Here is a 26,225-nt window from a genome sequence, read left to right on the forward strand (position 1 = left end):
CTCCGGTCGCGCGCTCAGAGGTACTTCTTGAAGTCGGCCTTGCGGCGCTCGTTGAAGGCCTTCACGCCTTCCTTGGATTCGTCCGACTGGTAGTAGTGCTTCACGGTCTGGATGCCCAGGAAGCCGATGCCGCGGATGTTCTCGGTGTCGGCGTTGAACGAGCGCTTGGCGATGGTCAGCGCGGTCGGGCTCATCTCGTTGATCTCCTTGCACCACTGCTCGACTTCGGCGTCGAGCTGGTCGTGCGGCACCACCTTGTTGACCAGGCCCATCTTCTCGGCCTCGGCGGCGCTGTACTTGCGGCACAGGAACCAGATCTCGCGCGCCTTCTTCTCGCCCACGATGCGCGCGAGGTAGGCCGTGCCCCAGCCCGGATCGACCGAGCCGACCTTCGGGCCGACCTGGCCGAAGGTGGCCTTTTCACTGGCAATGGTCAGGTCGCACAGGGTGGCGAACACGTTGCCGCCGCCAATGGCGAAGCCCTGCACCTTGGCGATCGACACCTTGCGCAGGTCGCGCAGGGCGGTCTGCATCTCTTCGATGGGCATGCCCACCGTGCCGCGCGGGCCGTACAGGCCGTCTTCGCTCAGGTGTACCTTCTGGTCGCCGCCGGTGCAGAAGGCCTTGTCGCCGGCGCCCGAGAGCACCATCACGTTGGCGCTCTTTTCTTCGTCGGCGCGGCGCAGGCCGTCGATGAGTTCTTCCAGCGTCTGGTTGCGAAAGGCGTTGTACACCTCGGGGCGGTTGATGGTGATGTTCACGACGCCGTCGCGCACTTCGTAGAGGATGTCCTTGTATGGCTTGCTCATGTCTCTTTGCTCCTGTGTTCGTGTGTGTTCAACCGTGCATGCTCAGGCCGCCCGAGACGCTGATCGTCTGGCCGGTGATGAAGGCGGCGTCGTCGCTGGCCAGGAAGGCCACGAGGCCGGGGTAGTCGTCGGGCACGCCGATGCGCCCCAGGGGCACGCCGCGCACCATCGCGTCGCGGATCTTCTGGCCCTGCTCGCCGGTGCCGACGAAGGCGTCCATGGCGGGCGTGTCGGTCGGGCCCGGGCACACCGTGTTCACCGTGACGTTGCTGCGCGCCACTTCGCGCGCCAGTGCCTTGGCGAAGGCGATGGTCGCGCCCTTGCAGCCCGAATACACCACCTCGCCGGTGGAGCCCACGCGGCCCGCGTCGGATGCGATGTTGACCACGCGCCCGCTCTTGCGCGCGGCCATGCCCTGCGCCACGGCGTGCGTCATGTGCAGCGGGCCGAACCAGTTGATGGCCGTCACCTTCTTCCAGAAGGCCTCCTCGGTCTTGAGGAAGGGCATGGGCGTGTCCCAGCCGGCGTTGTTCACCAGGATGTCGGTGCCCGCGCCGGTGCTGCTCTCGAAGCTCTTCACCGCGGCGGTCACTGCGGCGTAGTCCGTGATGTCGCAGGCCACGGCCACGGCCTTGCCGTCGGCCGCCTCGATGGCCTTGACGGTGTCGCCGGCGCCGGCCTCGTTGATGTCGAACACGCCGACCGTCACGCCCTCGGCCGCCAGCCGCAGCGCAATGGCGCGGCCGATGCCGCTGCCCGCGCCCGTCACGATGGCGGTCTTGCCTTTGAGTCCTCGCATGGGGATGTCTCCTGTGGAAAAAGGGAAAAGGGAAAAGGGAAAAAAGAGAGAGAAAAAGCGGTTCGCTCAGGCGCCGTGGCGCCCGATGATCGACACCGCGCAAACGTTCTGGTGCGGATGGCCGCCCAGGTTCTCGGTCAGGCCCAGGTCGACGTGCTTGAGCTGCCGCTCGCCCGCGCGGCCCTGCAGCTGCAGGTACACCTCGTAGACCATGCGCAGGCCCGAGGCGCCGATGGGGTGGCCGAAGCACTTGAGGCCACCGTCGGTGCCGATGGGCAGCGCGCCGTCGCGGTCGAACAGGCCGTCGAGCACGTCGTGGATCACGCGGCCGGGCGCGCTGAAGCCCAGGTCTTCCATCGTCACGGCCTCGGCAATCGAGAAGCAGTCGTGCACCTCGGCCATCTGCAGCTGGCGCCGCGGCTCGGTGATGCCGGCGGCGGCATAGGCGCGCGCGCCGGCCGTGCGGGCGGTGGCGATGTGCGCGCCGTCCCAGTTGCTGAAGCTGGCCTCCTCGCCGTTGCTGACGGAGACCTCCAGCGCCTTGATGGTGATCAGCTCCGCACCGGGCCGCAGCGCACGCGCGATCTCCGGCGTGGTGAGGATCGCGCAGGCCGAGCCGTCGCTCACGCCGCTGCAGTCGTACAGGCCCAGCGGCGCGGCGATGGTCATCGCCTTCAGCACGTCTTCCTCGGTGATCTTGTTGCGCAGGTGCGCCTTGGGGTTGAGCGCCGCGTTGGCGTGGCTCTTCACCGAAATGTGCGCCATCGCGCGCTTCAGGTCGGCCATCGGCACGCCGTGCTTGGCCGCATAGGCCGAGGCCAGCTGTGCGAAGGCACCCGGCGCGGTCGAGTTGGGCAGCCACAGGTCGTTGGCCACGCCGCGCGTGCGCACGGGCAGGCCGCCGTAGCCGGTGTCTTTTAGCTTCTCCACGCCCAGCGCCAGCACGATGTCATAGGCGCCCGAAGCCACCGCGTAGGCCGCGCCGCGCAGTGCTTCGGTGCCGGTGGCGCAGGCGTTTTCGACGCGGGTGGCGGCAATGCGCGGCAGCCGCAGCGCCTGGGCCAGCGGACCGGCCGTCTTGCCGACGTTGTTCTCCTCCAGGCACACGCCGAACCAGGCAGCCTCGATCTGCTTGAAGTCGATGCCGGCGTCGGCCACGGCTTCGTTGAAGGCTTCGAGCATCAGGTCTTCGGGCCCGCAGTCCCAGCGCTCGCCGAAGCGCGAGCAGCCCATGCCGAGGATGGCGACCTTGTCGCGGATACCGGTGGCCATCAGCGTGCTCCCGTCGTGGAGGCCGGTAAGGCCTGGGAAGCCGCTGGGCGCACGGGCGTGGCCTTCCAGAAGTAGCGCCGGAAGCCGCGCTGGTGGTCGAACTCCTTCACGCGGTAGACCATGCGCAGCGGCAGGCCCACTTCGAGCTCGCCGACGTCGGTGTCGGTGAACTCCATCAGCACGCGGCCGCCGCCCTCGAAGTCGATGTGGCCGAACTGGAAGGGCGGGTCGGGCGTGTAGCCCAGGAAATCGGTGGTGTGCGACATGACGCGGGCCGGTGTGTCGGCCAGGTAGGTGGGGGCCTGCGTGTCCTGCGCGCGGCACTCGGGGTTCACGCACAGGCGCGCCCGCGGAAACTGCACGGTGCCGCAGGCGCTGCAGCGCCCGGCCTCGAAGCGCGAGGCGCGGGCATGGTCGCGCCAGGCGGCGGTGAGCGCGGTCTTGTTGTCCATCTCGGCGCGCATGCCCCAGGCCAGGTCGATCTGGCGGGTGAACGACAGGTACTTCATGTAGCTGGTTTCGGCTCGACCTTCGTCGGGCACGGGGCCGGGGCAGGGCACGGCGGTGCGGCGCAGCAGCAGCGCGTCGCAGCCGCTGCCGAAGGCCGCGACCAGCACCAGCGCGCCGGGCGCCGCGGCGCGCAGGGCGATGTCGAGCATGGCCAGCGGCTGCGCGCAGCCCAGGTCGCCCACGCTGTCGTGCTCGGCCGACACCAGCGCCGCGGGCGCAATGCCCAGCTTCTTCGCCACCGCATCGTTGATGCGCGCGAGCGGCGCGGGCATGGCGAACTGCGTGACATCGCCGGCCGAAACGCCGCCGTCCTTCAGGCACTGGCGCAGCGTGGCCACGGCGATCTTCATGTAGCCCTCGTCGCGCACCCAGCGCTCTTCCCAGCCGTACTCATGGTCGTCGCCGGTCTGGCGGAAGTGGTCGACCAGGTCGGCGTGCGTGCTGGCGCTGGCCACCAGCGTCGCGATGGCCGCGCCGCGGCCGACCAGCGCACCGGCGGCGCCGTCGCCGAAGATCATTTCCTGCGTGCTGGCCGGGCGCGCGATGCGTCGCTCCGATGCCAGCAGCATCTGCGGCGCGGTAACCGCGGGGCGGCGCAGTGCCGCGGCAAGTTCGGTGAGCGCGGCGCGCTGGCTCGATGCCGTGTCGCGCAGCACGGCGTCGGGCGCGATGCCGACGGCCGACGCCACGATGCCCGCGTTCAGCCGCTCGGCGAAGGGCAGGGTGGTGGAGGCCAGTGTCAACTCCGCGACAGCGGTGCCGGGCGATGCCGTGCGCAGCTGACGCGCGGCCTCGATGGCCATGGTCACGCTGTCTTCATCCCAGTTGGCCATGGCGCGGCGGCCCCTGGCGAGCGACTTCAGGCCCGGGGCCATCCAGCGGTGCTGCGCCAGCACGTCGCCGCGCTCCAGGCGCAACCGCGGCACGTAGCGCGTGGTGGCGAGCAGGCCGAATTCGTTGCTTTCTTCGTTCATGGATATTCGCGTCGGCACGTCAGCCTGCTGTACATCATCATGTGGCACATGGTACGCTAGCGCACGATATTTCCGCAAGCCGGATTCGAGATGGCGGGCAGGGGTTTACCCTCGACGGCGGCGAAAAGAAGGAGACAGATGTGAGCAAGCTTCTCGAAGGCAAGGTAGCCCTTGTCACAGGCGGCGGACGCGGCCTTGGGCGCGGCATTGCGCTGGCCATGGCGCAGGCCGGCGCCAAGGTGGTGGTGAACGACCTGGGCGCATCGCTAGACGGGCAACTCGACCATGAGCAGCCCGCCAGCGAGGTGGTCGCCGCCATCAAGGCGATGGGCGGCGAGGCCATCAGCGACGGTGGCTCGGTGTCCGACTGGAACGCCGCGGCGAAGATGGTCGAGGCGGCGGTCGACACCTTCGGGCGCATCGACATCGTCGTCAACAACGCGGGCATCCTGCGCGACGTGATGTTCCACCGCATGAGCGAGCCCGAGTTCGACGCGGTGCTCGCGGTCCACCTGAAGGGCAGCTTCAACGTCAGCCGCGCGGCGGCGCCGCACTTCAAGGCACAGGGCAGCGGCTCCTACGTGCACATGACGTCGACGTCAGGGCTGATCGGCAACTTCGGCCAGGCCAACTACAGCGCAGCCAAGCTCGGCATCGTGGGCTTGTCGAAATCCATCGCGCTCGACATGCAGAAGTTCGGCGTGCGCTCCAATGCCGTCGCGCCCTTCGCCTGGACCCGCATGATCGACTCGATTCCCAGCGAGACGCCCGAGCAGAAGAAGCGCGTCGAAGGGCTGAAGAAGCTGGTGCCCGAGCGCGTGGCGCCGTTCGTGGTCGGCCTGTGCGCCGACGCGGCGAGCGACGTCAGCGGCCAGGTCTTCGGCGTGCGCAACAACGAGATCTACCTTTTCAGCCAGCCCCGGCCCATCCGCAGCGCGCACTGCGGCGAAGGCTGGACGCCCGAAGGCGTGCTCGACACCGCACTGCCCATGCTGCGCGCCGCCTTCTTCCCGCTGGACCGCTCGGGTGACGTGTTCACCTGGGACCCGGTCTGACCGGCACGAGCCGCATCTTTTTCAACGTCCCCCCATCCAGAGGAACCACGCATGTCCGCACAGAAGAAAGTGATCATCACCTGCGCCGTCACGGGCGCGATCCATACGCCCTCGATGTCGCCGCACCTGCCCATCACCGCGCAGGAAATCGCCGATGCCGCGGTGGGCGCGGTCGAGGCCGGCGCGGCCATCATCCACCTGCATGCGCGCGACCCGGTCACCGGCAAGCCCGACCAGCGGCCCGAGGCCTTCGTGCCGTTCCTGAAGGACATCAAGGCGCGCAGCGATGCCGTCATCAACCTCACGACGGGCGGCTCGCCCTACATGACGGTGCAGGAACGCATGATGCCGGCCAAGGTGCTCAAGCCCGAGGTGGCGTCGATGAACATGGGCACCATGAACTTCGGCCTGTTCCCCATGCTGGAGCGCTTCAAGGAGTTCAAGCACGACTGGGAGCGTCCCTACCTGGAAGGCAGCAAGGACCTGATCTTCCGCAACACCTACGGCGACCTCGAAACGGTGCTGACCGAACTGTCGGCCAACCAGACGCGCTACGAGTTCGAGTGCTACGACACCTCGCACCTGTACAACCTGGCGCACTTCGTCGACCGCGGGCTGGTGAAGGCGCCGTTCTTCGTGCAAACGGTGTTCGGCATCCTGGGCGGCATCGGCAGCCACCCCGACGACGTGATGCACATGAAGCGCACGGCCGACCGGCTCTTCGGCGCGGACTACCGCTGGTCGGTGCTCGGCGCGGGCCGCAGCCAGATGCCGATTGCCGCCATGTCGGCCTCGATGGGCGGCAACGTGCGCGTGGGCCTGGAAGACAGCCTCTGGATCGGCGCGGGCAAGCTGGCCGAGTCGAACGCGCAGCAGGTGCGCAAGGTGCGCGAGATCATCGAAGGCCTGGGCCTCGCCGTGGCCACGCCGGCCGAGGCGCGAGAGATCCTCGCGCTCAAGGGCAAGGACGCGGTCGCGTTCTAGTCCCCGTTGCGCCGAGCGCGCCACGGTTTGCCCTGGCGGTTGCATCCCGAGGGCCGCCGCGCTTGCGGAAGACAGTTCGTGCGCCGCTAGAATGTAAGCATCATTACAGTAAAAGGTCGTCGGCAAACGGCGGCCCCACGAACCATGGCAACTGAAGCACACTCGATCGACTGGGAGCTGCGGCTCGGCTTTCTGATTCACGATGTGTCCCGGTTGCGCCGCAGCGCCTTCGACCGCTGCCTGAAGCCGCTCAACGTGACCCGCTCGCAATGGTGGGTGCTGGCCTACCTCTCGCGCGAGGACGGCATGACGCAGTCGCAACTGGCCGAAGAGCTCGACCTGGGCAAGGTGGCCGTCGGCGGCCTGATCGACCGGCTCGAAAAGACCGGCCTGGTGCGCCGCGACGCCGACGCCAGCGACCGCCGCGTGAACCGCGTGTTCCTCGAGCCCAAGAGCAAGCAGCTCATTGCCAAGATGCGCAAGGTGAGCCACCGCCTGAACGAGCAGATCCTCGACGGCCTGACCGACCCCAAGCTCGAAGCCGCCGCCACCACGCTGGACGCGATGAAGCGCAACCTGCTCACCTACCTGCAGTCTTCCGACATCTAGCCTGCGGAAGGCGCGCCTCTCACAATCGGGAGTTGCGCGCGTCATCGCTTTCCCGGGGTTTTCCAGGGGCCTGCGGGCTTGCGATAGTTTGTCATCCAACGTATCGTACGGTAGTGAACTATATTCGCCGCCTCGGAGACACTTGGACATGACGAACAACGCATTCGCCCCCGCCGCCCATGCCCGCGCGATGCGCGCCGCGGGTTTCTGGCTCGACAAGACGCCCGACGACTTCCTCGCCGCGTCCATCGAGCGCACACCGGACAAGGCCGCCCTGGTCGGCTACCGCGCCGACCGCCTCGACCACGGCGCGCCGGTGCGCATCAGCTACCGCGAACTCGGCGACAAGGTGGCGCTGGCCGCCGGCGCGCTGCGCGGCCTGGGCGTGCAGGCCGGCGACGTTGTCGCGGTGCAGGTGCCCAACTGGTGGGAGTTCGTGGTCGTCTCGCTGGCCTGCGGCCGCATCGGCGCGGTGGTGAACCCGCTCATGCCGATCTTCCGCGAGCGCGAGCTGGAATTCATGCTCGGCTTTGCCGAAGCCAAGGTGCTGGTGGTGCCCGCGATGTTCCGCGGCTTCGACCATGCCGCCATGGCGGCCAGCCTGCGGAGCCGCCTGCCCAAGCTCCTGCACGTGATCGTGGTCGACGGACAGGGCGACGACGCCTTCGACCGCGTGCTGCTCGGCGGCACGGCACGGGTGGAGCCGGCGGCCACGCCCGCGGCGTCGGCGCTGCAGCCGGGTGACCTGTCGGTGATGATGTTCACGTCCGGCACCACCGGCTCGCCCAAGGGCGTGATGCACAGCGCGAACACGCTGCTGGCCTGCAACCGCGCGCTGTCCGGCCGCTTCGGCCTCTCGACCGACGACGTGCTGCTGGCCTGCTCGCCGGTCGGCCACATGACCGGCTACGCCGCCGTGATGATGCTGGGCATCTACCTGGGCTCGACCGTGGTGCTGCAGGACATCTGGGACGGCAAGCGCGGGGTCGCGCTGATGGCCGCCGAAGGCGTGACCTACACCGCGGCGTCGTCACCCTTCCTGTCCGACATCTGCAACGCCGTGACCGAAGGCGCACCGCGGCCCGACCGGATGCGCTCCTTCCTGTGTGGCGGCGCGCCCATTCCGCCGGTGCTCATCGAGCGCGCCGCGCGCGAGCTCGACCTGAAGGTGTGCTCGCTCTGGGGCATGACCGAGTCGCTCTCCAGCACGCTGACCGAGCCGGCGCGCGCCGCCGACAAGTCCGCCAGCACCGACGGGCGCGCGCTCGACGGCGTGGGCATTCGCATCGTGGACTTCGACGGCAAGCCGATGCTGCCCGGCGAAACCGGCCGCCTGATGGTGCGCGGCGCGCAGATGTCGCTGGGCTACTACAAGCGGCCCGACATCGCCACCTACGACGCCGAAGGCTGGTTCGACACCGGCGACCTCGCCTACATGGACGCCGAGGGCTACATCCGCATCAACGGCCGCACGAAAGACGTGCTGATCCGCGGGGGCGAGAACGTGCCCGTGGTGGAGATCGAGGCGCTGCTCTACAAGCACCCGGCGGTGGCCATGGCCGCCATCGTGGGTTTCCCCGACGACCGCCTGGGCGAGCGCGCCTGCGCCTTCGTCGAGCTGCGCCCTGGCGCCACGCTCGACCTGGCGGCCGTGCAGGCCTACATGGCCGAATGCAAGGTGGCCAAGCAGTACTGGCCCGAGCGGGTCGAGGTGCTCGACATGGTGCCGCGCACGCCCAGCGGCAAGATCCAGAAGTACCTGCTCAAGGAGCGCGTGAAGGACTTCCGCCTCTCCGCCGCGGCCGGCGCCTGAGCCGGGCCGCCCCCGGGCCGAACCTTGCCCCGCGGCGCGGGAAAGTACCAAGGTTCTGTACAACATTATGCGGTAGCGTACGGTATGCATCCGAGCCGAAAGGCGAGGGTGCCCGCGCGGATGCGCTGCCGGTCAGTCGACAGGCGCCGTCCTGGCGGCTGCCCGACCTCGATCTCAACCTCTGACCCGTGGAACGACCTTGAGCACTGCCGGAACCCCCATCCTCCAGAGCGGCACCGCCGGTGGCCTTGCGCTGTCGGTCGAAGGCGTCGACCTGCGCTTCGGCGGCATCCATGCGCTGCGCGGCGTGTCCTTTGCCGCGGCGCCGGGGCAGATCACCGCGGTCATCGGCCCCAACGGCGCCGGCAAGACCAGCGTGTTCAACACCATCTCGGGCTTCTACCGGCCCGCCGCCGGGCGCATCCTGCTCGGCGCCGAAGACATCACCGCCACGCCCGTGCACACCCGCGCCGGCCGTGGCCTGGCGCGCACCTTCCAGAACATCGCGCTGTTCCGCGGCCTCACCGTGCTGGAGAACGTGAAGCTCGGCGGCCACCACACGATGCATGCCGGCGTGTTCTCCGCGCTCGCCTACGGCCGCGCCGCGCGCGAGGAAGAGCTGCGCCTGCGCGCCGAGGTGGAGCGCAAGGTCATCGACTTCCTGGAGATCGACCACGTGCGCCATCTCTCGGTCGACGTGCTGCCCTACGGCCTGCAGAAGCGCGTGGAGCTCGCCCGCGCATTGGCCATGCGCCCGCGCGTGCTGCTGCTCGACGAGCCCGTGGCCGGCATGAACCGCGAGGAGACGGAAGACATGGCGCGCTTCATCCTCGACGTGCAGGAGGAGTGGGGCGTCACCGTGCTGCTGGTGGAGCACGACATGGGCATGGTGATGGACATCTCCAGCCACGTGGTGGTGCTCAACTTCGGCCAGGTCATCGCCAGCGGCACGCCCGCCGAGGTGCGGCGCCATCCCCAGGTGATCGAGGCCTACCTCGGTGCGGAAAGCGAGGTCGCGGCATGAGCGAGTTCCTGGAATACAGCCTGCTCGGCCTGCTCTCGGGCGGGGTGATGGCACTCATCGCGCTGAGCTTCGTGCTGATCTACAAGGGCACGGGTGTCGTCAACTTCGCCGTCGGCGAGGTGATGATGCTCGGCGCCTACATCTACTACGCGGGCGCCGTCACCTTCGGCCTGCCCGCATGGGTGGCGTTCGCGCTGTCGCTGGTGGTGATCGGCGTGCTGGCCATCGCCATCGAGCGGGCGGTGCTGCGGCCGCTGTCGGGCCAGCCCGCGGTGGCGGTGCTGATGGCGACCATCGGCATGGCCAGCATCGTGCACGGCGGCGTGGAGGCGGTGTGGGGCGGCGACACGCTCTCGCCGCCCACGCTGCTGCCGCGCACGCCGCTGATGCTGGGCGAGGTGCTCATTCCGGGCACGGTGCTGGGCAACTTCGCGGTGGCCGCGGTGCTCATCGGCGGCTTCCTGGCCTTCTTCCGCTATTCGAAGACCGGCATCGCGCTGCGCGCCACCGCCAGCGACCCGGTCACGGCCGCCACGCTGGGCATCAACATCAACTACGCGCAGCGGCTCACGTGGCTGCTGTCCGGCCTGGTCGGCACTTTCGCGGGGGTGCTCATCGCCAGTTCGGCCGGGCTCTCTCCCTTGCTCGCTTCGGCCGCGCTGAGCGTGTTCGCCGCCATCATCCTGGGCGGTCTCGACAGCATCCTGGGCGCCATCGTGGCAAGCCTGCTGATCGGCTGGGTCGAGTCGGTGTCCGCCGGGTACCTGGGCGGCAAGTCGCGCGACGTGGTGCCCTACGTGGTCGTGCTGGCGATCCTGGTGGTCAAACCGTACGGGATCTTCGGCACCCGCACCATCGAAAGGCTCTGACGTGAGAACCGGTGTCTTCCATCAGAACTTCGCCTCAGAGGAACGCCTCTGGGACTCGCCCACCTCGCGCGTGTGGATGGCCGCCTTCGTGCTGTCGCTGTTCACGCTGCCGCTGTGGGGCAGCGACTACGTGCTGGCCATGGCCTGCATCGTCGGCATCCACGTCATCGCGGCGCTGGGCCTGAACCTCACCACCGGCAACGCGGGGTTGATCTCGCTGAGCCACGGCGCGTTCATCGGCGTGGGCTGCTACACGGTGGCGTGGCTGGGCAAGCAGGGCGTGCCGTTCTTCATCGCGCTGCCGGTGGCGGGCTTTGCCGCGGCCTTCCTGGGCGTGATCGTGGGCCTGCCCAGCCTGCGCGTGAAGGGCCTGTACCTGGCCATCGCCACGCTGGCGGCGCACTTTATCCTGAGCTTCGTGTTCCGTGAGTGGGACGTGGTGACGGGCGGCGTGTCGGGCACGTCGATTCCGCGGGCCAACCTGTTCGGCTTCGAGTTGGTGGGCGACCGGCGCAATTTCTACCTGATCTTCATCTGCGCCTTCGCCATGGCGGTGGCCGCGCGCAACCTGGCGCGCACGCACATCGGGCGCGCCTTCGTCGCGGTGCGCGACCGCGACATCTCGGCCGAGATCCTGGGCGTGCACCTGCTGCGCACCAAGCTCACGGCGTTCGCCATCGGCGCCTTCTACGCGGGCGTGGCGGGCGGGCTGCTCGGCTACTTCTACGGCTCCATCACGCCCGACTACTTCGTGCTGACGCTCTCGGTGTTCTACCTGGCCGCGGTCATCGTCGGCGGGCTGGGCACGGTGCTGGGCAGCGTGCTGGGCGCGGTGTTCATGACCTTCGTGCCCGAGGCGCTGCGCCTGCTGGCCTCGGTCAGTTCGCAGGCCTTCCCGGGCGTGGCCGGGCTGCTGCTGCCGATGGGGCAGGTGGTGTTCGGCCTGCTGATCATCGTGTTCCTCATCTTCGAGCCGCACGGGCTCGCCGCCATCTGGGCGCGCGTGCGCCGCACCTTCCACCTCTGGCCTTTCCGCACCTGAGGCGGTACGCCGTCAGTTTCTTCCCGCAGCCAAAACAGGAGACAACCATGACCGACTTCATCCGACGCAAGCTGGTGCAAGGCATCGGCGCCGCCGCCACCATCGGCCCGTTCGCGGGCGGCGCCGCCTTCGCGCAGGCGCACAAGGGCGACATCGTGATCGGCGCGGCCCAGCCCATCACCGGCGTCTTCGCGTTCGCGGGCGCGGCCATGAACAACGGCCTGGCCGACTTCGTCGACTGGAAGAACGCCAACGGCGGCGTGGCCGGCCAGAAGCTGCGCTACGTGGCCGAAGACAGCGGCTTCAAGGTCGACCAGTCGGCCGCCATCTTCAAGAAGATCATGGCCAGCGAGAAGCCCTCGTTCTTCTACTGCGACGGCACGCCGTCGGTGAAGGCGGTGGCGCAGGACGCCATTGCCTCCAACCACGTGATGACCTCGTCGACCTCGCTCGCCGTGTCGGTGGCCGACCCGGTGAAGATGCCGCAGCATTTCGTGCCCAGCCCCACCTACCCGCGGCTGCACGAAATCTTGATGGAGCACATTGCGCGCACCTCGCAGGGCGCCGCCACCAAGCCCAAGATCGCCTACGTGTATGCCGACACCGAGTTCGGCCGCGACGGCATCCCGGGCGGCAAGGCGCGCGCGCAGAAGCTGGGGCTGCCGATCGTGGCCGAGATCGTCACCAAGCAATCGGGCGTGGACGTGACCACCGAGGTGGCCCAGTTGCGCCGCGCCAAGCCCGACATCGTGATCTTCCAGGGCTACATCCTCGCGCCCATGCCCGAGTTCGTGCGCCAGATGCGCGAGGCCGGCCTGAACCCGCAGATCATGGGCACCGCCTGGGGCCTGGACAAGCCGGCCTACGACGCGTTGGCCGCGCTCGGCGTGCGCCTGACCGGCGTGAGCGCCTACCGCTACGGCCACGAGACCGACGCGCCCATGATCAAGTCGATGCGCGACCACGCCGCCAAGGCGCGGCCCGACATGAAGTACATCTCGCCCTTCTACATCTCCAGCTGGCTCAGCGGCATGGTGTTCGCCGAGATCGCCGAGCGCTGCCTGAAGGCCAACAAGCCGCTGCTGCTGCCCAACATGAAGGCCGCGCTGGAGTCGATGAAGGAGTGGGACACCGGCGGCATCACCGGCCTGCTGGCCGACATGAGCAGCCACCAGATCCCGATCGGGCGCATGTACAGCTACGACCCCGACAAGAAGGTGATGGAACCCGCCGGCTCGTGGATCAAGGTGTGAGATGACCGCTGCGCTGAGCATCGAGAACATCGAGGTCATCTACAACCACAGCGTGCAGGCGCTGCGCGGCCTGTCGATCGACGTGCCCGACGGCAAGATCGTCGCGCTGCTCGGCTCCAACGGCGCAGGCAAGACCTCCACGCTGAAGGCCGCCTCGGGCGTGCTGCCCTACGAGAAAGGGCGCATTGCCGCGGGCCGCGTGACCTTCTTCGGCGAAGACATCGTCGGGCGGCCCGCCTACCAGCTGGCGCGCCAGGGCATGGCCCACGTGCGCGAGGGGCGCCACATCTTCGGCGACCTCACGGTGGAAGAAAACCTGGTGGCCGCGGCCAACGCGCTCACCGGCCGCCAGCGCGGCGACGTCGACCCCGAGCTGGTGTTCGGCTACTTTCCGCGCCTGCGCGAGCGCCGCAAGCAGGTGGCGGGGTACCTGTCGGGCGGCGAGCAGCAGATGCTGGCCATCGGCCGCGCCATCGTCGGGCGGCCCCGGCTCATCCTGCTCGACGAGCCCTCGCTGGGGCTGGCGCCGCTGGTGGTGCAGGACATCTTCGGCATCATCGCGCGCATCAACCGGGAGCAGGGCGTGGCCATGCTGCTGGTGGAGCAGAACGCGCATGTCGCGCTGCGCGTGGCGCATGCGGGCTACATCATGGAAAGCGGACGCATCGTCATCAGCGGTGAAACCTCCAAGCTGCTGGGCGACCCCGACGTGCAGCGCTTCTACCTCGGCAGCGGCGACGCGGGCGAAGGCCACGTCAGCTTCCGCGACGTCAAACACTACAAGCGGCGCAAGCGCTGGCTGTCATGAGCACAGGCCCTTCAACGTCTTCCACGTCTTCTACGTCCACCACCTCCTTCACTTCATCTTCCGATGCACTGAAGGCGCTGCCCCTGCCGCAACAGCTTCTGCACTGGGCCGCGCAGCGGCCCGACGCGGTGGCGCTGCGCCAGAAGGAATACGGCGTGTGGCAGCCCATCACCTGGTCGGCCTACGCGCAGCAGGCGCGCTGGTTCGGCCTGGGGCTGCTGCAGCTCGGCCTGCTGCCGGGGCAGGCGGTGGCGGTGCTGAGCGAAAACCGCAAGGAGTGGGTGTTCGCCCAACTGGGCGCGGCGCTGGTGCGCGGCGTCACCGCCGGCGTGTACCCGACCTCGCCGGCCCCCGAGATCGAGCACCTGCTCACGCTGTCCGATGCGCCCGTCATCGTCTGCGAAGACCAGGAGCAGCTCGACAAGGTGCTCTCCATTCGCGAGCGGCTGCCGCACCTGCGCACCATCGTGCTGATCGACTCGCGCGGCCTGCGCCGCTACGACCGCACCGGCATGGTCGACTTCGACGAGGTGATCGCGCTCGGGCGCAAGTTCGAAGCCGACCAGCCTGCGGCAGCCGCAGCGGCCACCGTCGGCCCCGAGCTGGACGACATCGGCCTCATCGTCTTCACCTCGGGTTCCACCGGCCGCCCCAAGGCCGCCATGATGAGCTGGCGCGGGCTGGGCACCGCCGCGCGCGGCCTCAACTCGGTGCTGGGCTGCCGCGAGGGCGATTCGCTGGTGTCTTACCTGCCGCTGTGCCACATGGGCGAGCAGATGTTCTCGCTGCACATTCCCGTGGCCTTCGGCGCGGTCGTCAACTTTGCCGAGAGCCTGCGCACCGTGCAGGACGACCTGCGCGAACTGTCGCCGCGCATCTTCTTCGGCGTGCCGCGCATCTGGGAGAAGTTTCACGCGTCCATCCAGAACAAGCTGCGCGAGGCCGGCGGGCTGCGGCTGTGGCTGTACGAGCGCGCGATGCATTCGCTGGCGCACGACGCGGCCGTGCCGCGCGCGCGCTGGAACTGGCTGCAGCGCGCCCGCTGGGCCGTGTGGTACGTGCTCATCCTGCGGTCGCTGCTCAACTACCTGGGCCTGCGGCGCTGCCGCGTCGCCGTGTCGGCCGCCGCGCCCATCGCGCCCGAGGTGCTGCGCTTCTTCCGCGTGCTGGGCGTGCCCATTCGGGAGGCCTACGGCATGACCGAGGCCTCGGGTGCCACCACCATGCAACCCGGCGACGACTCGCCCGTGGGCACCGTGGGCGTGCCTTACCCCGGCGTGGAAGTGCAACTGGCCGACGATGGCGAGATCCTGGTGCGCGGCGAGGTGGTGTTTCGCGGCTACCTGAAGAACGAAGACGCCACGCGCGAGGCCATCGACGCCGAGGGCTGGCTGCACACCGGCGACATCGGCCGCTGGGACGACGCGCCCGCGGGGCGCGAGCTGCGCATCGTCGACCGCAAGAAGGACATCATGATCACCGCGGGCGGCAAGAACATCACGCCCTCGGAAATCGAGAACGCCATGCGCTTCTCGCCCTTCATCAAGGAGGCGGTGGCCATTGCGGACCGCCGGCACTTCGTCTCCGCGCTGATCCAGATCGACTTCGAGACCGTGAGCAAGTGGTCCGAAGAAAAGGGGCTGGTCTACACCACCTTCCGCAGCCTGGTGGAGCTGCCCCAGGTGCGCGAGCTGGTGCAGCGCGAGGTGGACACGGCCAACGCCCGCATGCCGCAGGTGCAGCAGGTGCGCAAGTTCCACCTGCTCACCAAGGAGCTCGACCACGACGACGGCGAGGTGACCGCCACCATGAAGGTGCGGCGCAAGGCGGTGTTCGAAAAGTACGCGCAGGTCATCGAGGAGATCTATGTCTGAAGCAGACACCGCCGCCGACAACGCAACCGGCACTGCAGCCGCAGGCGTGCGGCTCGAACACCCCGAGCCCGGCATCGCGCTGCTGCGCCTGGCCCGGCCGCAGAACCTCAACGCGCTGGGCGACGACACCGTGGCCGCCATTGCGCGCCTGCTCGACGGCATCGGTGCCGACCCCGCCGTGCGCGCGCTCATCCTCACCGGCGAGGGCAAGGGCTTCTGCGCGGGCTTCGACCTGGGCCTGGCGGCCGATGCACCGGGCAGCGCCGAGCTGGGCGAAACGGCGGCGTGGATGCGCCGGCAGGAGGCCTTTGCCGCGCTGGTCACGCGCCTGCGTGCCTTGCCGCAACCGGTGATCGCGGCGGTCAACGGGCCGGCCAACGGCGCGGGGCTGGGCCTGGCGCTGGCGGCGGAAATCCGCATCGCGGGCCGCGCCGCCAAGTTCAACGCCGCCTTCGTGCGCGTGGGCATGTCCAGCTGCGACATCGGCGTGAGCTGGCTGCTGCCGCGCTGCGTGGGCCTGTCGCGCGCCTTCGACATCATGCTGACCGGCCGCATGGTCGACGCGGCCGAGGCCGAGCGCATCGGGCTGGTGTCGGAGACGGTGGACGACGCGGCGCTGCTGCCGCGCGCCCTGGACATCGCCCGCGCCATTGCGGCCAACAGCGCCTTCGGCGTCTGGATGACCAAGCGCGGCACCTGGGCCAACGCCGAGACGGGCAGCCTGCAGGCCGCCATCGAGCTGGAGAACCGCACGCAGATCCTCGCGCGCACCACCGGCGAGCTGGCGCATGCCGCAGAACAGCTCCTGGCGCGGCGCAAGCGCGCCGCCCAGGGCAATACCTGAAGCCATAGCTGAACCCATCGCCGAACCCATCGATCTTCCAGAAGGAACCACCGTGCCTTACCAGTCCATCTACCGCCCCGAACTCTTCGCGGGGCAGACCATCATCGTGACCGGCGGCGGCAGCGGCATCGGCCGCTGCACCGCGCACGAGCTTGCCTCGCTGGGCGCGCACGTCGTGCTGGTGGGCCGCTCCATCGAGAAGGTCGAGGCCGTGCGCGCCGAGATCGTGCAGGACGGTGGCAGCGCCAGCGCATTGGCCTGCGACATCCGCGACGAGGCGGCGGTGGGCGCCACCATCGACACCGTGCTTCAGCAGCGCGGCCGGCTCGACGGGCTGGTCAACAACGCAGGCGGGCAATACCGCTCGCCGATGAAGTCGATTTCCACCAAGGGCTTCGAGGCCGTGGTGCGCAACAACCTCACCGGCGGCTTCATCTTCATGCGCGAGGCCTACGCCCGCTACATGGAAGCGCACGGCGGCGCCATCGTCAACATGATCGCCGACATCTGGGGCGGCTGGCCCGACATGGCGCACTCCGGCGCCTCGCGCGGCGGCATGCTCACGCTGAGCGAAACGGCCGCCTGCGAGTGGGCCGGCTCGGGCGTGCGCGTGAACACCGTCGCGCCCGGCGGCATTGCGTCCAGCGGCTTCGACACCTACACGCCGGAGGCCAAGGCCAAGATCCTGGAGTTCACCGACGTGGTGCCGCTCAAGCGCTTCGGCACCGAGGCCGAGGTGTCCGGGGCCATCGTTTACCTGCTGTCGCCCGCGGCGGCGTACATCACGGGCAGCTGCATCCGCATCGACGGCGGCACGCCCAACCTGCGCAACAACTGGAAGCTGGAGCCGGCCAGCCGCAACCGCGCGTTCACGGGCTTCCACCGGGCCGTGCTGCCGGAGCTGCTGCGCAATCGCGAGTGAAGCGTTCCCTCAGCCTGCCGTCATGCTGACGGCGGGCTCGGGCTGCTTCGCTTGTTTCTCGGCGCGCAGCCGCAGCAACGCGTACACCATGTCGATGGTCGGCGTGGGCGTTTGCGCAAGCTCGCGCATCGCCTCGATGGAATCGACCAGCACGCCCAGCTCCAGCGGCCGGCCGCGCTCCAGGTCTTGCAGCATCGACATCTTGTGGTCGCCCGCGTTGCGCGCCGCGGCAATGCGCTGCTCGATGGTGATGGGCGTGCGTTCCACGCCCAGGCGCTGCGCGAGCGCGTCGGCCTCGGCCATCATCGCGCGCACCACGGCCACCACCTCGGGCCGCGCGTTCATCTCGGAGAGGGTGCCCAGCGTCAGCGTGGCCACCGGGTTCCAGCACAGGCTGCTGATCATCTTGGCCCAGATCCAGCCGCGAATGTCGGGCACCACGGGCGCGTCGAGCCCGCCCGCCTTCATGGCGGCGGCAAGGCGCAGCACACGCTCGCTGTTCGATCCGTCGGGCTCGCCGACCGGAAAGCGCGAGAGACTGCCGTCGTGGTGGATCACGCCCGGCGCCGTCACCTCGGAGGCCACCCAGTACACGCAGCCCAGCACGCGCTCGGGCGCCATCGCGCGCCACTGCAGGCCTTGCGGATCGAGCCGCTCGATCTGCCGGCCGCGCAACGCGCCGGGCAGGCCGTGAAAGTACCAGTAGGGAATGCCGGTGGTCGGAGGCAGCACGGCCGTGTGCGGGCCCAGCAGCGCCTGCACCCCCTCGAGCGCCGCGACCACCTGGTGCGATTTCAGCGCCAGCACCACGTAGTCCTGCGGGCCCAGTGCGCGCGGGTCGTCGGTGGCTTCCACGCGGGCGCGCAGCGTGCCTTGCGGCGACTCCACGGCCAGCCCGTTGCGGCGGATGGCCGCCAGGTGTTCGCCGCGTGCCACCACGCTCACGTGCACGCCGCTAGCCTGCGCAAGGTGCGCGGCCAGGTAGCCGCCGATGGCGCCCGCGCCGTAGATGCAGATCTTCATGGCGCGGCCTCAGCTGGGCGTGAGCACCGCGCCGCCGCACACTGAAACGACCTGCCCGGTGACGTACTGCGACAGGTCGGTCGCCAAAAACTCGAGCACGCCCGCGCAGTCTTCCACCTGCCCAAGCCGGCGCAACGGCACCTTGGCCGCCTCGGCATCGGTGCCAATGCCGCGCGCCGCCGCCTGCGCCGCCACGCGCGCCGTCAGCATCACGCCGGGCGCGAGGCAGTTGGCGCGAATGCCGTGCGGGCCCAGCTCGGCCGCCAGGTAGCGGGTGTAGTGCGTCACCGCCGCCTTGGCGGCCGCATACACCGCGAGCAGGCCCTGGTTGTAGGTGGTGATGCCCGACTGCGACGAGATGTTGACGATCACGCCGCCGCCCTGCGCCTTCATCAGCGGCGCCACCGCCTGGCAGCAGTGCACCGTGCTCATGAAGTTCACGTCCATCAGCAGCCGCGTGTCTTCCTCCGGCGTGGCCGAGGCATGGCTGCGTTCGGCCGGCGTGATGGCGCCGCCCGCGTTGTTCACCAGGATGTCGATGCGTCCCAGCGCCGCCCGCGCGGCCTCCACCGCCCGAAAGGCGTCGTCGCGCCGCGTCAGGTCGGCCTGGATGCCCAGGCTGCGCCGCCCCAGCTGCTCGATTTCGGCGGCCACGCTGGGCGCGCCGAGGTGTTCGCCAAATTCGGCGGCGCCGTCGAGGTTCAGGTCGACGATGGCGACGTCGGCGCCCAGCGACGCCAGGCGCAGCGCATAGGCGCGACCCAGGCCGCGCGCGCCGCCGGTCACAAGGGCGGTCTTGCCTTGGAGTTTCATGTGGTTGTCCTCAGGAAAGGATGGAAGAAGCCGCGGCGTCCGAAGACGCCGCCGCACCCAGGTAAGCCTGCCGCAGCAGCGCGCTGTGCTGCAGCTCGCCGGCGGGGCCGTGGCCGATCACGCGGCCGTTCTGCAGCACGTAGGCGGTGTCGGCAATCTGCAGCGCGCGCTCCACCATCTGCTCGACCAGCAGGATGGCGGTGCCGTCGCGGCGCAGTTGCACCACCGCGTCGAGCAACTGGTCGATCACCGCGGGCGCAAGGCCCAGCGAGGGTTCGTCGAGCATCAGCAGGCGCGGCGCGTGCATGAGCGCCTGCGCCACCGCCAGCATCTGCTGCTGCCCGCCCGACAGGATGCCGGCGCGCGCTGCCTGGCGCTCGTGCAGCACCGGGAACAGCGTGAACACGCGCTCGAAGCGCAGCGCCTCCTCGGCCTTCGACAGCTTCGCGCCCCACAAGCCCAACTGCAGGTTGTCGTGTACCGACTGCGTGCGAAACAGCCGCCGGCCTTCGGCCACGTGCAGCAGCCCGCGCCCGACGATGGCGGCCGGCGACGCACCCAGCAGGCTGTGCCCGTCGAACAGAACCTCGCCCTTGCCCGCGCGCAACAGGCCCGACAGCGCGCGCAGCAGCGTCGATTTGCCCGCCCCGTTGCTGCCGACCAGCGCCACCAGCCCGCCCGCGGGCACGTCGAGCGACACGCCCTCCAGCACGCTCACGCGGCCATAGCCCGCATGCAGGTTGCGCACCTGCAGCAGCGCGGGTGCCAAGGGCGAAAGCGGTGCGGTGCTCACCGCGAGCCTCCGGTGCCTTCGCGGCCCATGTACGCGCGCTCGACCTCGGGGTGGCTGAAGACCTGCGCCGGCGTGCCCGCGGCCAGCACGTGGCCACGGTCCAGCACCGTCACCGAGCGGCTGATGCGCGCGATCAACTCCAGGTGGTGTTCGACGACCAGCACCGTGGTGCCGAGCGCGGCAATGGCCTCGATCAGCGCGCCCAACCGGTCCAGCTCGTCCATCGACAGGCCGGCCGCCGGCTCGTCGAGCAGCAGCAAGGAAGGCTGCCCGGCCATGGCCCGCGCAATCTCCACCAGCCGCTGCTGGCCGTGCGGCAGGTCGCCCGCCAGGTCACAGGCGCGCTCGGCCAGGCCAACGAAGCGCAGCAGCGCCATCGCGGCGGCCGAGCCGTCGCGCCGGTCCTGCTGCGCGCGCGGCAGGCCAAACAAGATCTCGAAGGCGCTGGCCCGCTCGCTCGCGAAGCCGCCCAGGCGCACGTTGTCGAGCACGCTCAGGTCGTGCAGCAGCTTGGGTGTCTGGAAGGTGCGCCCGACGCCCAGTTGCGCGATGCGGTGCGGCGCGCGGCCCGACACGTCGGTGTCGCCGATCAGCACGCCACCCTTGTCGCTGCGGATGAAACCGCTGATCACGTTCAACGTGGTCGTCTTGCCCGAGCCGTTGGGCCCGACCAGCGCGTGCGTGCTGCCCGCCTCGGCCGTGAGCGCGCAGCCCTGCAGCGCGGCCACGCCGCCGAACTGCTTGTGCACGTCGCGCACCGTCAGCGACAGGCGTTGCACCGGCTGCGCCTGCACCGGCGCATCCACCGGCGGCGCATCGGGGAGCGCATGCCGGCGCCGGCGCTGCCACACCGGCATGCCCATGATGCCGTGCGGCGCGAACACCATCAGCACCAGCAGCACCACGCCGTAGATCAGCAGCCGCCAGCTCTGCAGCGGCCCCAGCAGCTCCGGCAGAAGGAAGAACACCAGCGTGCCCACCACCGGCCCCCACAGGCGACCCAGCCCGCCCACCACGATGATCAGCAGGAAGAAGATCGAGAAGTCGGCCGTGAAGTCTTCCGGCGTGATCACCGTCTTCTGCACCGCATAGAACGCGCCGGCCAGGCCCGCGAGCGCAGCGCTCACGGCAAACGCGAACAGCTTGATGCGCAGCAGCGACACACCCGAGGCCGTGGCCGCCAGCGGGTTGTCGCGCGCCGCCACCATGCCGCGGCCGTAGCGCGAGCGGCTCAGGTTGCGCACGCCCAGAAACGCCAGCACCACGCACACCGCGACCGCCAGGTACACCTCGACCGGCCCCAGTACATGCGCACCCACGGCCGGCGGCGGTATGCCCACCAGGCCCGAGAAGCCGCGCGTGAGGCTGCGCCACTCCACCAGCAGGTCGGTCACCACCTGCGCGAAGGTGAGCGTCACCAGCGCGAAGTACCAGGTCGACAGGCGCAGCGCGGGCAGCGCCATCACCAGCCCGGCCAAGGTGGACACCGCCATGCCCGCCAGCGCCGCGAGCCAGAACGACCAGTGCGCGTCGATCATCAGCAAGGCCGTGGTGTAGCTGCCCACGGCCACCAATGCGCCGTGGCCCAGCGACACCTGGCCGGCATAGCCGGTCAGCAGGTTCAGGCCGATGGCCACCAGCATCATCACGCCGGCCTGCGTGGCCATGAAGAGCACGAAGTCGCCTCGGAACCACAGCGGCACCGACAGCGCGGCCGCCACGGCGGCCAGCACCGCAACAGCCTTGCCGGCACGGCCCGGCCAGGGGCGCGCGGGCGAAGGCGCGGCGAGCAAGGAAGAAGTCGTCGTGTTCATGCCGCTACACCGTGCGCGCTTCGAGCGAGCTGAACAGCCCGCCCGGCCGCGCCAGCAGCACCGCGAGCACCAGCACCAGCATCACCGCGTTGTGATACCCGGGCGAGAGCAGCAGCGCGCTCGCCGCCTCGGCCATGCCAATCAGGTAGCCCGCCAGCAGCGCCCCGCGGTTGCTGCCCAGGCCACCGATGGCCGCGGCGGCAAAGCCCTTGAGCAGCAGCATCGCGCCCAGGCCGGTCGATGCGCTCAGCACCGGTGCGGCCAGCGCGCCCGTGAGCGCGGCGAAGGCACCGCCCAGCGCGAAAGACCAGCGGCTGATCGCCACCGGGTCGATGCCGCGCAGCAGCGCCGCGTCGCGGTCTTCGGCCACCGCCAGCGCGCCCTTGCCCCACAGGCTGGCGTACAGCAGCTCGACCACCGCCACCAGCGCCACGGTCAGCACGATCAGCGCCACCTGGTAGCTGGAAATGCTCACCGCCGAAAACGCCAGCATGTCGTTCGACAGCGGCGCCGGCGCGGGCACCACGATCGGGTCGGCGCCCCACACCTTGCCGACCACGTTGGTCATGATCATCGCGACCGCCAGCGTGGTGATGATCCAGCCCGTGCCGCTGGCGCTGCGCCGCAGCACCGGCGCAACGGCCACGCGCTCTTCCAGCAGGGCCAGCAGCGCGACCGCCGCCGCGGCGGCCGCAAAGGCCGGCACCCAGGGCCAGTGCCATTGCGTCATGAGCAGCGCGCTGGCCATGGCGCCCACCATCACCAGGTCGCCCTGCGCAAAGTTGAAGACCTTGGTCGGCCGGTACAGGATGTTGAAGCCCACCGCCACCAGGCAGTAGAGGCTGCCGGCGGTCAGGCCGGAGACGACGACGTCGGTCCACATGGCGGGGCCGCGCGTGCGTCAGGCGCGCTCGCGGAACACACCCATCGAGCGCGCGTCCTTGCCCGACAGCAGCGTGGCCATCACCATCTGGTCGCCCGTGAGCGCGCAGTGGTTGTCCGGCGTGAAGCTGATGCTGCCGATCATGCCGTCGTAGTCCTTGGTGGCGTCGAACGCCTTCTTGATGCGCTCGGTGTCGAAGCGCTTCTCGCTTTCCACCACCGCCTTCAGCAGGTGCAGGTAGTCGTAGAAGGGGCTGATGGCTGCGTTGATTTCCCAGAACTTGGCTTCCGGAAAGGTCACCACGCGCTTCGCGTACGCCACCTGGCGCGCGCCCGGCGCCTCGGTGGCGCTGTAGGTCATGGTCTTGATGAGCGTGCCGTAGGCGTTCTTCAGCACCTCGGGGTCGGTGTTCTCCAGCACGGTGTTGGAGAACAGCGAGTTGCCGCCGAGCAGCGCCGGGTACCACTTCATCGCCTGCAGGCCCGCGGCCGTCAGCAGCATGCCCTGCACCGGAGAGTTCCACAGCACGATGGCATCGGCCCCCGCCGCGCGCAGCTTGTTCAGGTAGACCTTCAGGTCGGTTGCGTTCGGCGGGTAGACCTCGATGCCCACGGGCTCCAGCCCGCGCTTCTTCAGCGAGCGCACCGTGGCCGCGCCGCCCGATTCGCCCAGGCCGCTGTTCTCCTGCAGGATGCCCACCTTCTTGAGCTTGAGCTTCTCCACGATCAGCCGTGCAATGGCTTCGCCCTGGTGGCCGGTGTTGTAGGTGAACTGGTAGTGGTAGGGGTACTTGCGGCCGTCGGCCAGTTCCTCGGCCCAGCCGCCGCCCGCATGGATCACCTTGGCCGCCGTGGTGGTGGTGGCCGCCGCGATGGTGTGCGAGCTGCCCACGGGCCCGAGCAGCGCCTGCGCGCCGGCATCGATCAGCTTGCGCATGACGGCCGGCTCCTTGGCGGGCGAGCTTTCGTCGTCGGCCTCCACGATCTCGACCTGCCGGCCCAGGATGCCGCCCTTGGCGTTGATCTCTTCCACCGCGATCTTCACCGACACGTACAGCGGCGCGAACGACGACGCGACCAGCCCGGTCATGGCGCGCGCCGAGCCGATCTTGATGGTGTCGCCGCGCTGCGCGAACACGTTCTGCGCGCCGCCCATCAGCGAGGCGCCGGCCAGCGCGGAGCCGAGGCCGAGCACGTCGCGGCGGGAAAGGTGAGAGAGGTGAGGGAGGTGGGTACGTTGCGAGCTCATGGTCTGCGTCCTTGCGAGGTGGGGTCAGTAGGTGGCGCGGCCACCGGACAGGTCGAAGGTGAAGCCGGTGGTGAACGAGCAGTCGTCCGAGGCCAGCCACGCGGCCATGGCGGCGGCCTCGTCCGCGCGGCCCATGCGGCGCATGGGAATCTTGTCGATCACCGCCTGCATGGCCGCGGGCGCTTCGGCCATGGTGGCCAGCGCCAGGGGTGTTTCGAACAACGTGGGCGCCAGCGCGTTCACCGTCACGCCGGTGGTGGCCAGCTCCTTGCCCAGGCTCTTGGTGAAGGCGATGACGCCGCCCTTGGCCGCGGAGTAGGCGCTTTGCATCGCGTTGCCGTCCTTGCCCGCCATGGACGACACATTGATGATGCGGCCCCACCCGCGCCGCACCATCTCCGGCACCAACGCGCGGCAGCCGTAGAACACGCCGTTCAGGTTGATGGCGATGTTCTGGTGCCATGCGTCCAGCGACATCTCGGTCATGGGGCACACCTCCAGCGCCACGCCGGCGTTGTTCATGAGGATGTCGACGTGCCCCATGGTGACCTGCGCCTCCTGTGCGGCGCGCTGCACCGCGGCGTGGTCGCCCACGTCGACGGCGCGCCACGTGACCGGTGCGATGGGCTTGAGCTCCTCGGCCGCGGCCGCGAGCTTGGCGGGGTCGCGGCCCCACAGCTCCACCCGCGCGCCCGACTGCAGAAAGCGCTTGGCGCTGGCAAGGCCGATGCCGCTGCCACCGCCGGTCACCACGGCGGCATGGCCGTGCAGATCGATCGAGTTCATTGCGTTGATGTCTCCGTGCCCGGTGCAGCCGGGTTCGTTTTTGATTGACGCATCTGGTACCTGTGCATATCGTACGCACGTGAACTAAAAAACTCGATGCCTTTGCCGTACGGGATTTCCCTCGGTTGCGGCGGCCGACTTTCCCAATCCTTTCCCAATCCTTTCCCAATCCATTCACCCGCTCCATGACCACGACACAGACCGATGCCGCGCCCGCTCTTCCCACCATCGGCGTTGTCGGGCCGGGGCTGATGGGCCTGGGCATCTGCCATGCGGCGGCGCTGTCGGGCCTGCGCGCGGTGCTGGTCGGGCGCAGTGCGGAGGCCGCTCGGGGCGGGCTTGAAAGGTGGCGTGAGGAACTGACACAACGCGTTGCACGTGGTCGCCTCGACGCAGCCGTGGCCACGCAACTGCATGCCGCAGCCACGGCGGCCGACGACGACAGCGCGCTCGCAGGCTGCGCGCTGGTGGTGGAGGCGGTGTCCGAAGACCGCGAGGTCAAGCAGGCCGTGCTGCGCCGCATCGAGGCCGCTGTTGCGCGCGGCGCGGTCATCGCGACCAACACCTCCGGCCTGCCGGTCGGCGGGCTGGCCGCGTCTCTGGCGCACCCGGATCGCTTCATCGGCCTGCACTTCTTCTCGCCGGTCGACCGCATGCCGCTGGTCGAAGTGGTCGTGGGGCGGGAGACCAGCGCCGCCACCACCGAGGCCGCCTTGGCCTGGGTGCGTCGACTGGGCAAGCAGCCGGTGGTGGTGCGCGACAACCCGGGCTTCTTCACCTCGCGCGTGTTCGCCGCCTACCTCGACGAGGCCGCCGCCATGGTGGGCGAGGGCGTGGCGCCCGAGCGCATCGAGGCGGCCGCCGCCGCGGCCGGCATGCCGGTCGGCCCGCTCGCGATGCTCGACGAAACCGGCCTGGCGCTGAACTGGCAGCAGGCCAGGCAGGCGCGCGCCGACGGCCTGTCTGAGCGCTTCTGCCGCCCGCTGGCCTGGCCGGTGCTCGACCGCATGGTGAGCGAGCTGGGCCGGCGCGGCCGGCGCGACGGCGGTGGCTTCTACGACTACCCCGGCGCGCAGTTCAAGAACCTCTGGCCCGGGCTGGCGCAGGCCTTTGCGTTGCGCGCCGACCAGCCCGAGCCCGAACACGTGCAGCACCGCCTGATGCACGCGCAGGCGCTCGCGGCGGTGGCCTGCCTCGAAGAAGGCATCGTCGCCAGCGCGCAAGACGCCGACCTGGCCTCGGTGCTCGGCCTGGGCTTTCCCAAGGCGCAGGGCGGCGTGCTCGCACAGGTGGAGCGCCATGGCCTCGCGCGCTTCGTGGCCGAGTGCGATGCATTGGCCGACTGGTGCGGTGAACGCTTTCGGCCTTCGCCCTGGCTGCGCGAGCGCCACGCCTTGCGCTAGG

The 26,225-nt window shown here is 69.6% G+C and carries 24 protein-coding genes; 13 read left to right on the top strand and 11 right to left on the bottom strand.

Features of this window, described 5'->3' with window-relative positions; translation table 11 throughout:
* Window positions 1-14 precede the first annotated feature (14 nt).
* The 4 genes from BM004_RS36790 to BM004_RS36805 form a co-directional block, all read right to left on the bottom strand.
* Window positions 15-809: an enoyl-CoA hydratase-related protein gene (locus BM004_RS36790; protein WP_093129207.1), complete on the bottom strand. Its 795-nt coding sequence runs from the start codon at window positions 807-809 to the stop codon at window positions 15-17.
* Window positions 810-837: 28 nt separating this feature from the next.
* Window positions 838-1,608, bottom strand: a complete 771-nt coding sequence (locus BM004_RS36795; RefSeq protein ID WP_093221336.1) for a glucose 1-dehydrogenase — start codon at window positions 1,606-1,608, stop codon at window positions 838-840.
* 66 nt (window positions 1,609-1,674) lie between these two features.
* Entirely contained in the window at window positions 1,675-2,880 is a 1,206-nt protein-coding gene (locus tag BM004_RS36800; protein ID WP_093221338.1) for an acetyl-CoA acetyltransferase, read from the bottom strand.
* The gene (locus BM004_RS36805) at window positions 2,880-4,364 is read right to left on the bottom strand and encodes a 3-oxoacyl-[acyl-carrier-protein] synthase III C-terminal domain-containing protein (RefSeq protein ID WP_256220237.1); all 1,485 of its coding nucleotides are present in this window, start codon (window positions 4,362-4,364) and stop codon (window positions 2,880-2,882) included. Before BM004_RS36805 ends, BM004_RS36800 begins: the two co-directional genes overlap by 1 nt.
* Before the next feature lie 140 nt (window positions 4,365-4,504).
* Here BM004_RS36805 and BM004_RS36810 point away from each other — a divergent pair, with 140 nt between their 5' ends.
* The 12 genes from BM004_RS36810 to BM004_RS36865 all read left to right on the top strand — a co-directional run bounded on the left by BM004_RS36810 (window position 4,505) and on the right by BM004_RS36865 (window position 17,461).
* Entirely contained in the window at window positions 4,505-5,419 is a 915-nt protein-coding gene (locus BM004_RS36810; RefSeq protein WP_093129210.1) for an SDR family NAD(P)-dependent oxidoreductase, read from the top strand.
* A 51-nt stretch (window positions 5,420-5,470) separates the two neighbouring features.
* Window positions 5,471-6,403: a 3,5-dioxohexanoate:acetyl-CoA acetone transferase gene (locus BM004_RS36815; protein WP_093129211.1), complete on the top strand. Its 933-nt coding sequence runs from the start codon at window positions 5,471-5,473 to the stop codon at window positions 6,401-6,403.
* Window positions 6,404-6,547: 144 nt separating this feature from the next.
* Window positions 6,548-7,012 carry a MarR family winged helix-turn-helix transcriptional regulator gene (locus BM004_RS36820; RefSeq protein ID WP_093129212.1) on the top strand — a complete coding sequence of 155 codons (465 nt, stop codon included), beginning with the start codon at window positions 6,548-6,550 and terminating at the stop codon, window positions 7,010-7,012.
* 148 nt (window positions 7,013-7,160) lie between these two features.
* Complete coding sequence (locus tag BM004_RS36825; RefSeq protein WP_093221341.1) at window positions 7,161-8,825, top strand: AMP-binding protein; 1,665 nt, start codon at window positions 7,161-7,163, stop codon at window positions 8,823-8,825.
* Window positions 8,826-9,024: 199 nt separating this feature from the next.
* Window positions 9,025-9,849, top strand: coding sequence for an ABC transporter ATP-binding protein (locus BM004_RS36830; RefSeq protein ID WP_256220238.1), 825 nt, complete (start codon window positions 9,025-9,027; stop codon window positions 9,847-9,849).
* A complete protein-coding gene (locus BM004_RS36835; RefSeq protein ID WP_093129215.1) occupies window positions 9,846-10,718 on the top strand; it encodes a branched-chain amino acid ABC transporter permease in 873 nt (290 codons plus the stop codon). Before BM004_RS36830 ends, BM004_RS36835 begins: the two co-directional genes overlap by 4 nt.
* A gap of 1 nt (window position 10,719) precedes the next feature.
* On the top strand, window positions 10,720-11,760 hold the full coding sequence (locus tag BM004_RS36840) for a branched-chain amino acid ABC transporter permease (protein ID WP_256220239.1): 1,041 nt from the start codon (window positions 10,720-10,722) through the stop codon (window positions 11,758-11,760).
* Between the two features lie 47 nt (window positions 11,761-11,807).
* On the top strand, window positions 11,808-13,013 hold the full coding sequence (locus tag BM004_RS36845) for an ABC transporter substrate-binding protein (protein WP_093221343.1): 1,206 nt from the start codon (window positions 11,808-11,810) through the stop codon (window positions 13,011-13,013).
* 1 nt (window position 13,014) lies between these two features.
* Window positions 13,015-13,821 (top strand): ABC transporter ATP-binding protein, encoded by an 807-nt coding sequence (locus BM004_RS36850; RefSeq protein ID WP_093129217.1) that lies wholly within the window; start codon window positions 13,015-13,017, stop codon window positions 13,819-13,821.
* Entirely contained in the window at window positions 13,818-15,695 is a 1,878-nt protein-coding gene (locus BM004_RS36855; protein ID WP_093221346.1) for an AMP-dependent synthetase/ligase, read from the top strand. Before BM004_RS36850 ends, BM004_RS36855 begins: the two co-directional genes overlap by 4 nt.
* Entirely contained in the window at window positions 15,688-16,539 is an 852-nt protein-coding gene (locus BM004_RS36860) for an enoyl-CoA hydratase/isomerase family protein (RefSeq protein WP_093221348.1), read from the top strand. Before BM004_RS36855 ends, BM004_RS36860 begins: the two co-directional genes overlap by 8 nt.
* A 52-nt stretch (window positions 16,540-16,591) precedes the next feature.
* Window positions 16,592-17,461, top strand: a complete 870-nt coding sequence (locus BM004_RS36865; protein ID WP_093221351.1) for an SDR family oxidoreductase — start codon at window positions 16,592-16,594, stop codon at window positions 17,459-17,461.
* Window positions 17,462-17,470: 9 nt separating this feature from the next.
* Here BM004_RS36865 and BM004_RS36870 read toward each other — a convergent pair whose 3' ends face one another.
* The 7 genes from BM004_RS36870 to BM004_RS36900 are packed head-to-tail and all read right to left on the bottom strand — an operon-like array spanning window position 17,471 to window position 24,821.
* On the bottom strand, window positions 17,471-18,484 hold the full coding sequence (locus tag BM004_RS36870) for a ketopantoate reductase family protein (RefSeq protein ID WP_093221353.1): 1,014 nt from the start codon (window positions 18,482-18,484) through the stop codon (window positions 17,471-17,473).
* Between the two features lie 9 nt (window positions 18,485-18,493).
* The gene (locus BM004_RS36875) at window positions 18,494-19,297 is read right to left on the bottom strand and encodes an SDR family NAD(P)-dependent oxidoreductase (protein ID WP_093129222.1); all 804 of its coding nucleotides are present in this window, start codon (window positions 19,295-19,297) and stop codon (window positions 18,494-18,496) included.
* 10 nt (window positions 19,298-19,307) lie between these two features.
* The gene (locus BM004_RS36880; protein WP_256220240.1) at window positions 19,308-20,090 is read right to left on the bottom strand and encodes an ABC transporter ATP-binding protein; all 783 of its coding nucleotides are present in this window, start codon (window positions 20,088-20,090) and stop codon (window positions 19,308-19,310) included.
* Window positions 20,087-21,904 carry a branched-chain amino acid ABC transporter ATP-binding protein/permease gene (locus BM004_RS36885; protein ID WP_093221356.1) on the bottom strand — a complete coding sequence of 606 codons (1,818 nt, stop codon included), beginning with the start codon at window positions 21,902-21,904 and terminating at the stop codon, window positions 20,087-20,089. The genes BM004_RS36880 and BM004_RS36885 overlap by 4 nt, the downstream gene beginning before the upstream one ends.
* A 4-nt stretch (window positions 21,905-21,908) precedes the next feature.
* The gene (locus BM004_RS36890; protein WP_093129224.1) at window positions 21,909-22,787 is read right to left on the bottom strand and encodes a branched-chain amino acid ABC transporter permease; all 879 of its coding nucleotides are present in this window, start codon (window positions 22,785-22,787) and stop codon (window positions 21,909-21,911) included.
* Between the two features lie 18 nt (window positions 22,788-22,805).
* Complete coding sequence (locus BM004_RS36895) at window positions 22,806-24,035, bottom strand: ABC transporter substrate-binding protein (protein WP_093221358.1); 1,230 nt, start codon at window positions 24,033-24,035, stop codon at window positions 22,806-22,808.
* A 24-nt stretch (window positions 24,036-24,059) separates the two neighbouring features.
* A complete protein-coding gene (locus BM004_RS36900) occupies window positions 24,060-24,821 on the bottom strand; it encodes an SDR family NAD(P)-dependent oxidoreductase (RefSeq protein ID WP_093221361.1) in 762 nt (253 codons plus the stop codon).
* A gap of 185 nt (window positions 24,822-25,006) precedes the next feature.
* Between BM004_RS36900 and BM004_RS36905 the strand changes: the two genes are divergently transcribed.
* A complete protein-coding gene (locus tag BM004_RS36905) occupies window positions 25,007-26,224 on the top strand; it encodes a 3-hydroxyacyl-CoA dehydrogenase family protein (RefSeq protein ID WP_093221363.1) in 1,218 nt (405 codons plus the stop codon).
* Window position 26,225: the final 1 nt, after the last annotated feature.

The sequence above is a fragment of the Variovorax sp. OK212 genome, assembly GCF_900112425.1.
Lineage (GTDB): Bacteria > Pseudomonadota > Gammaproteobacteria > Burkholderiales > Burkholderiaceae_C > Variovorax.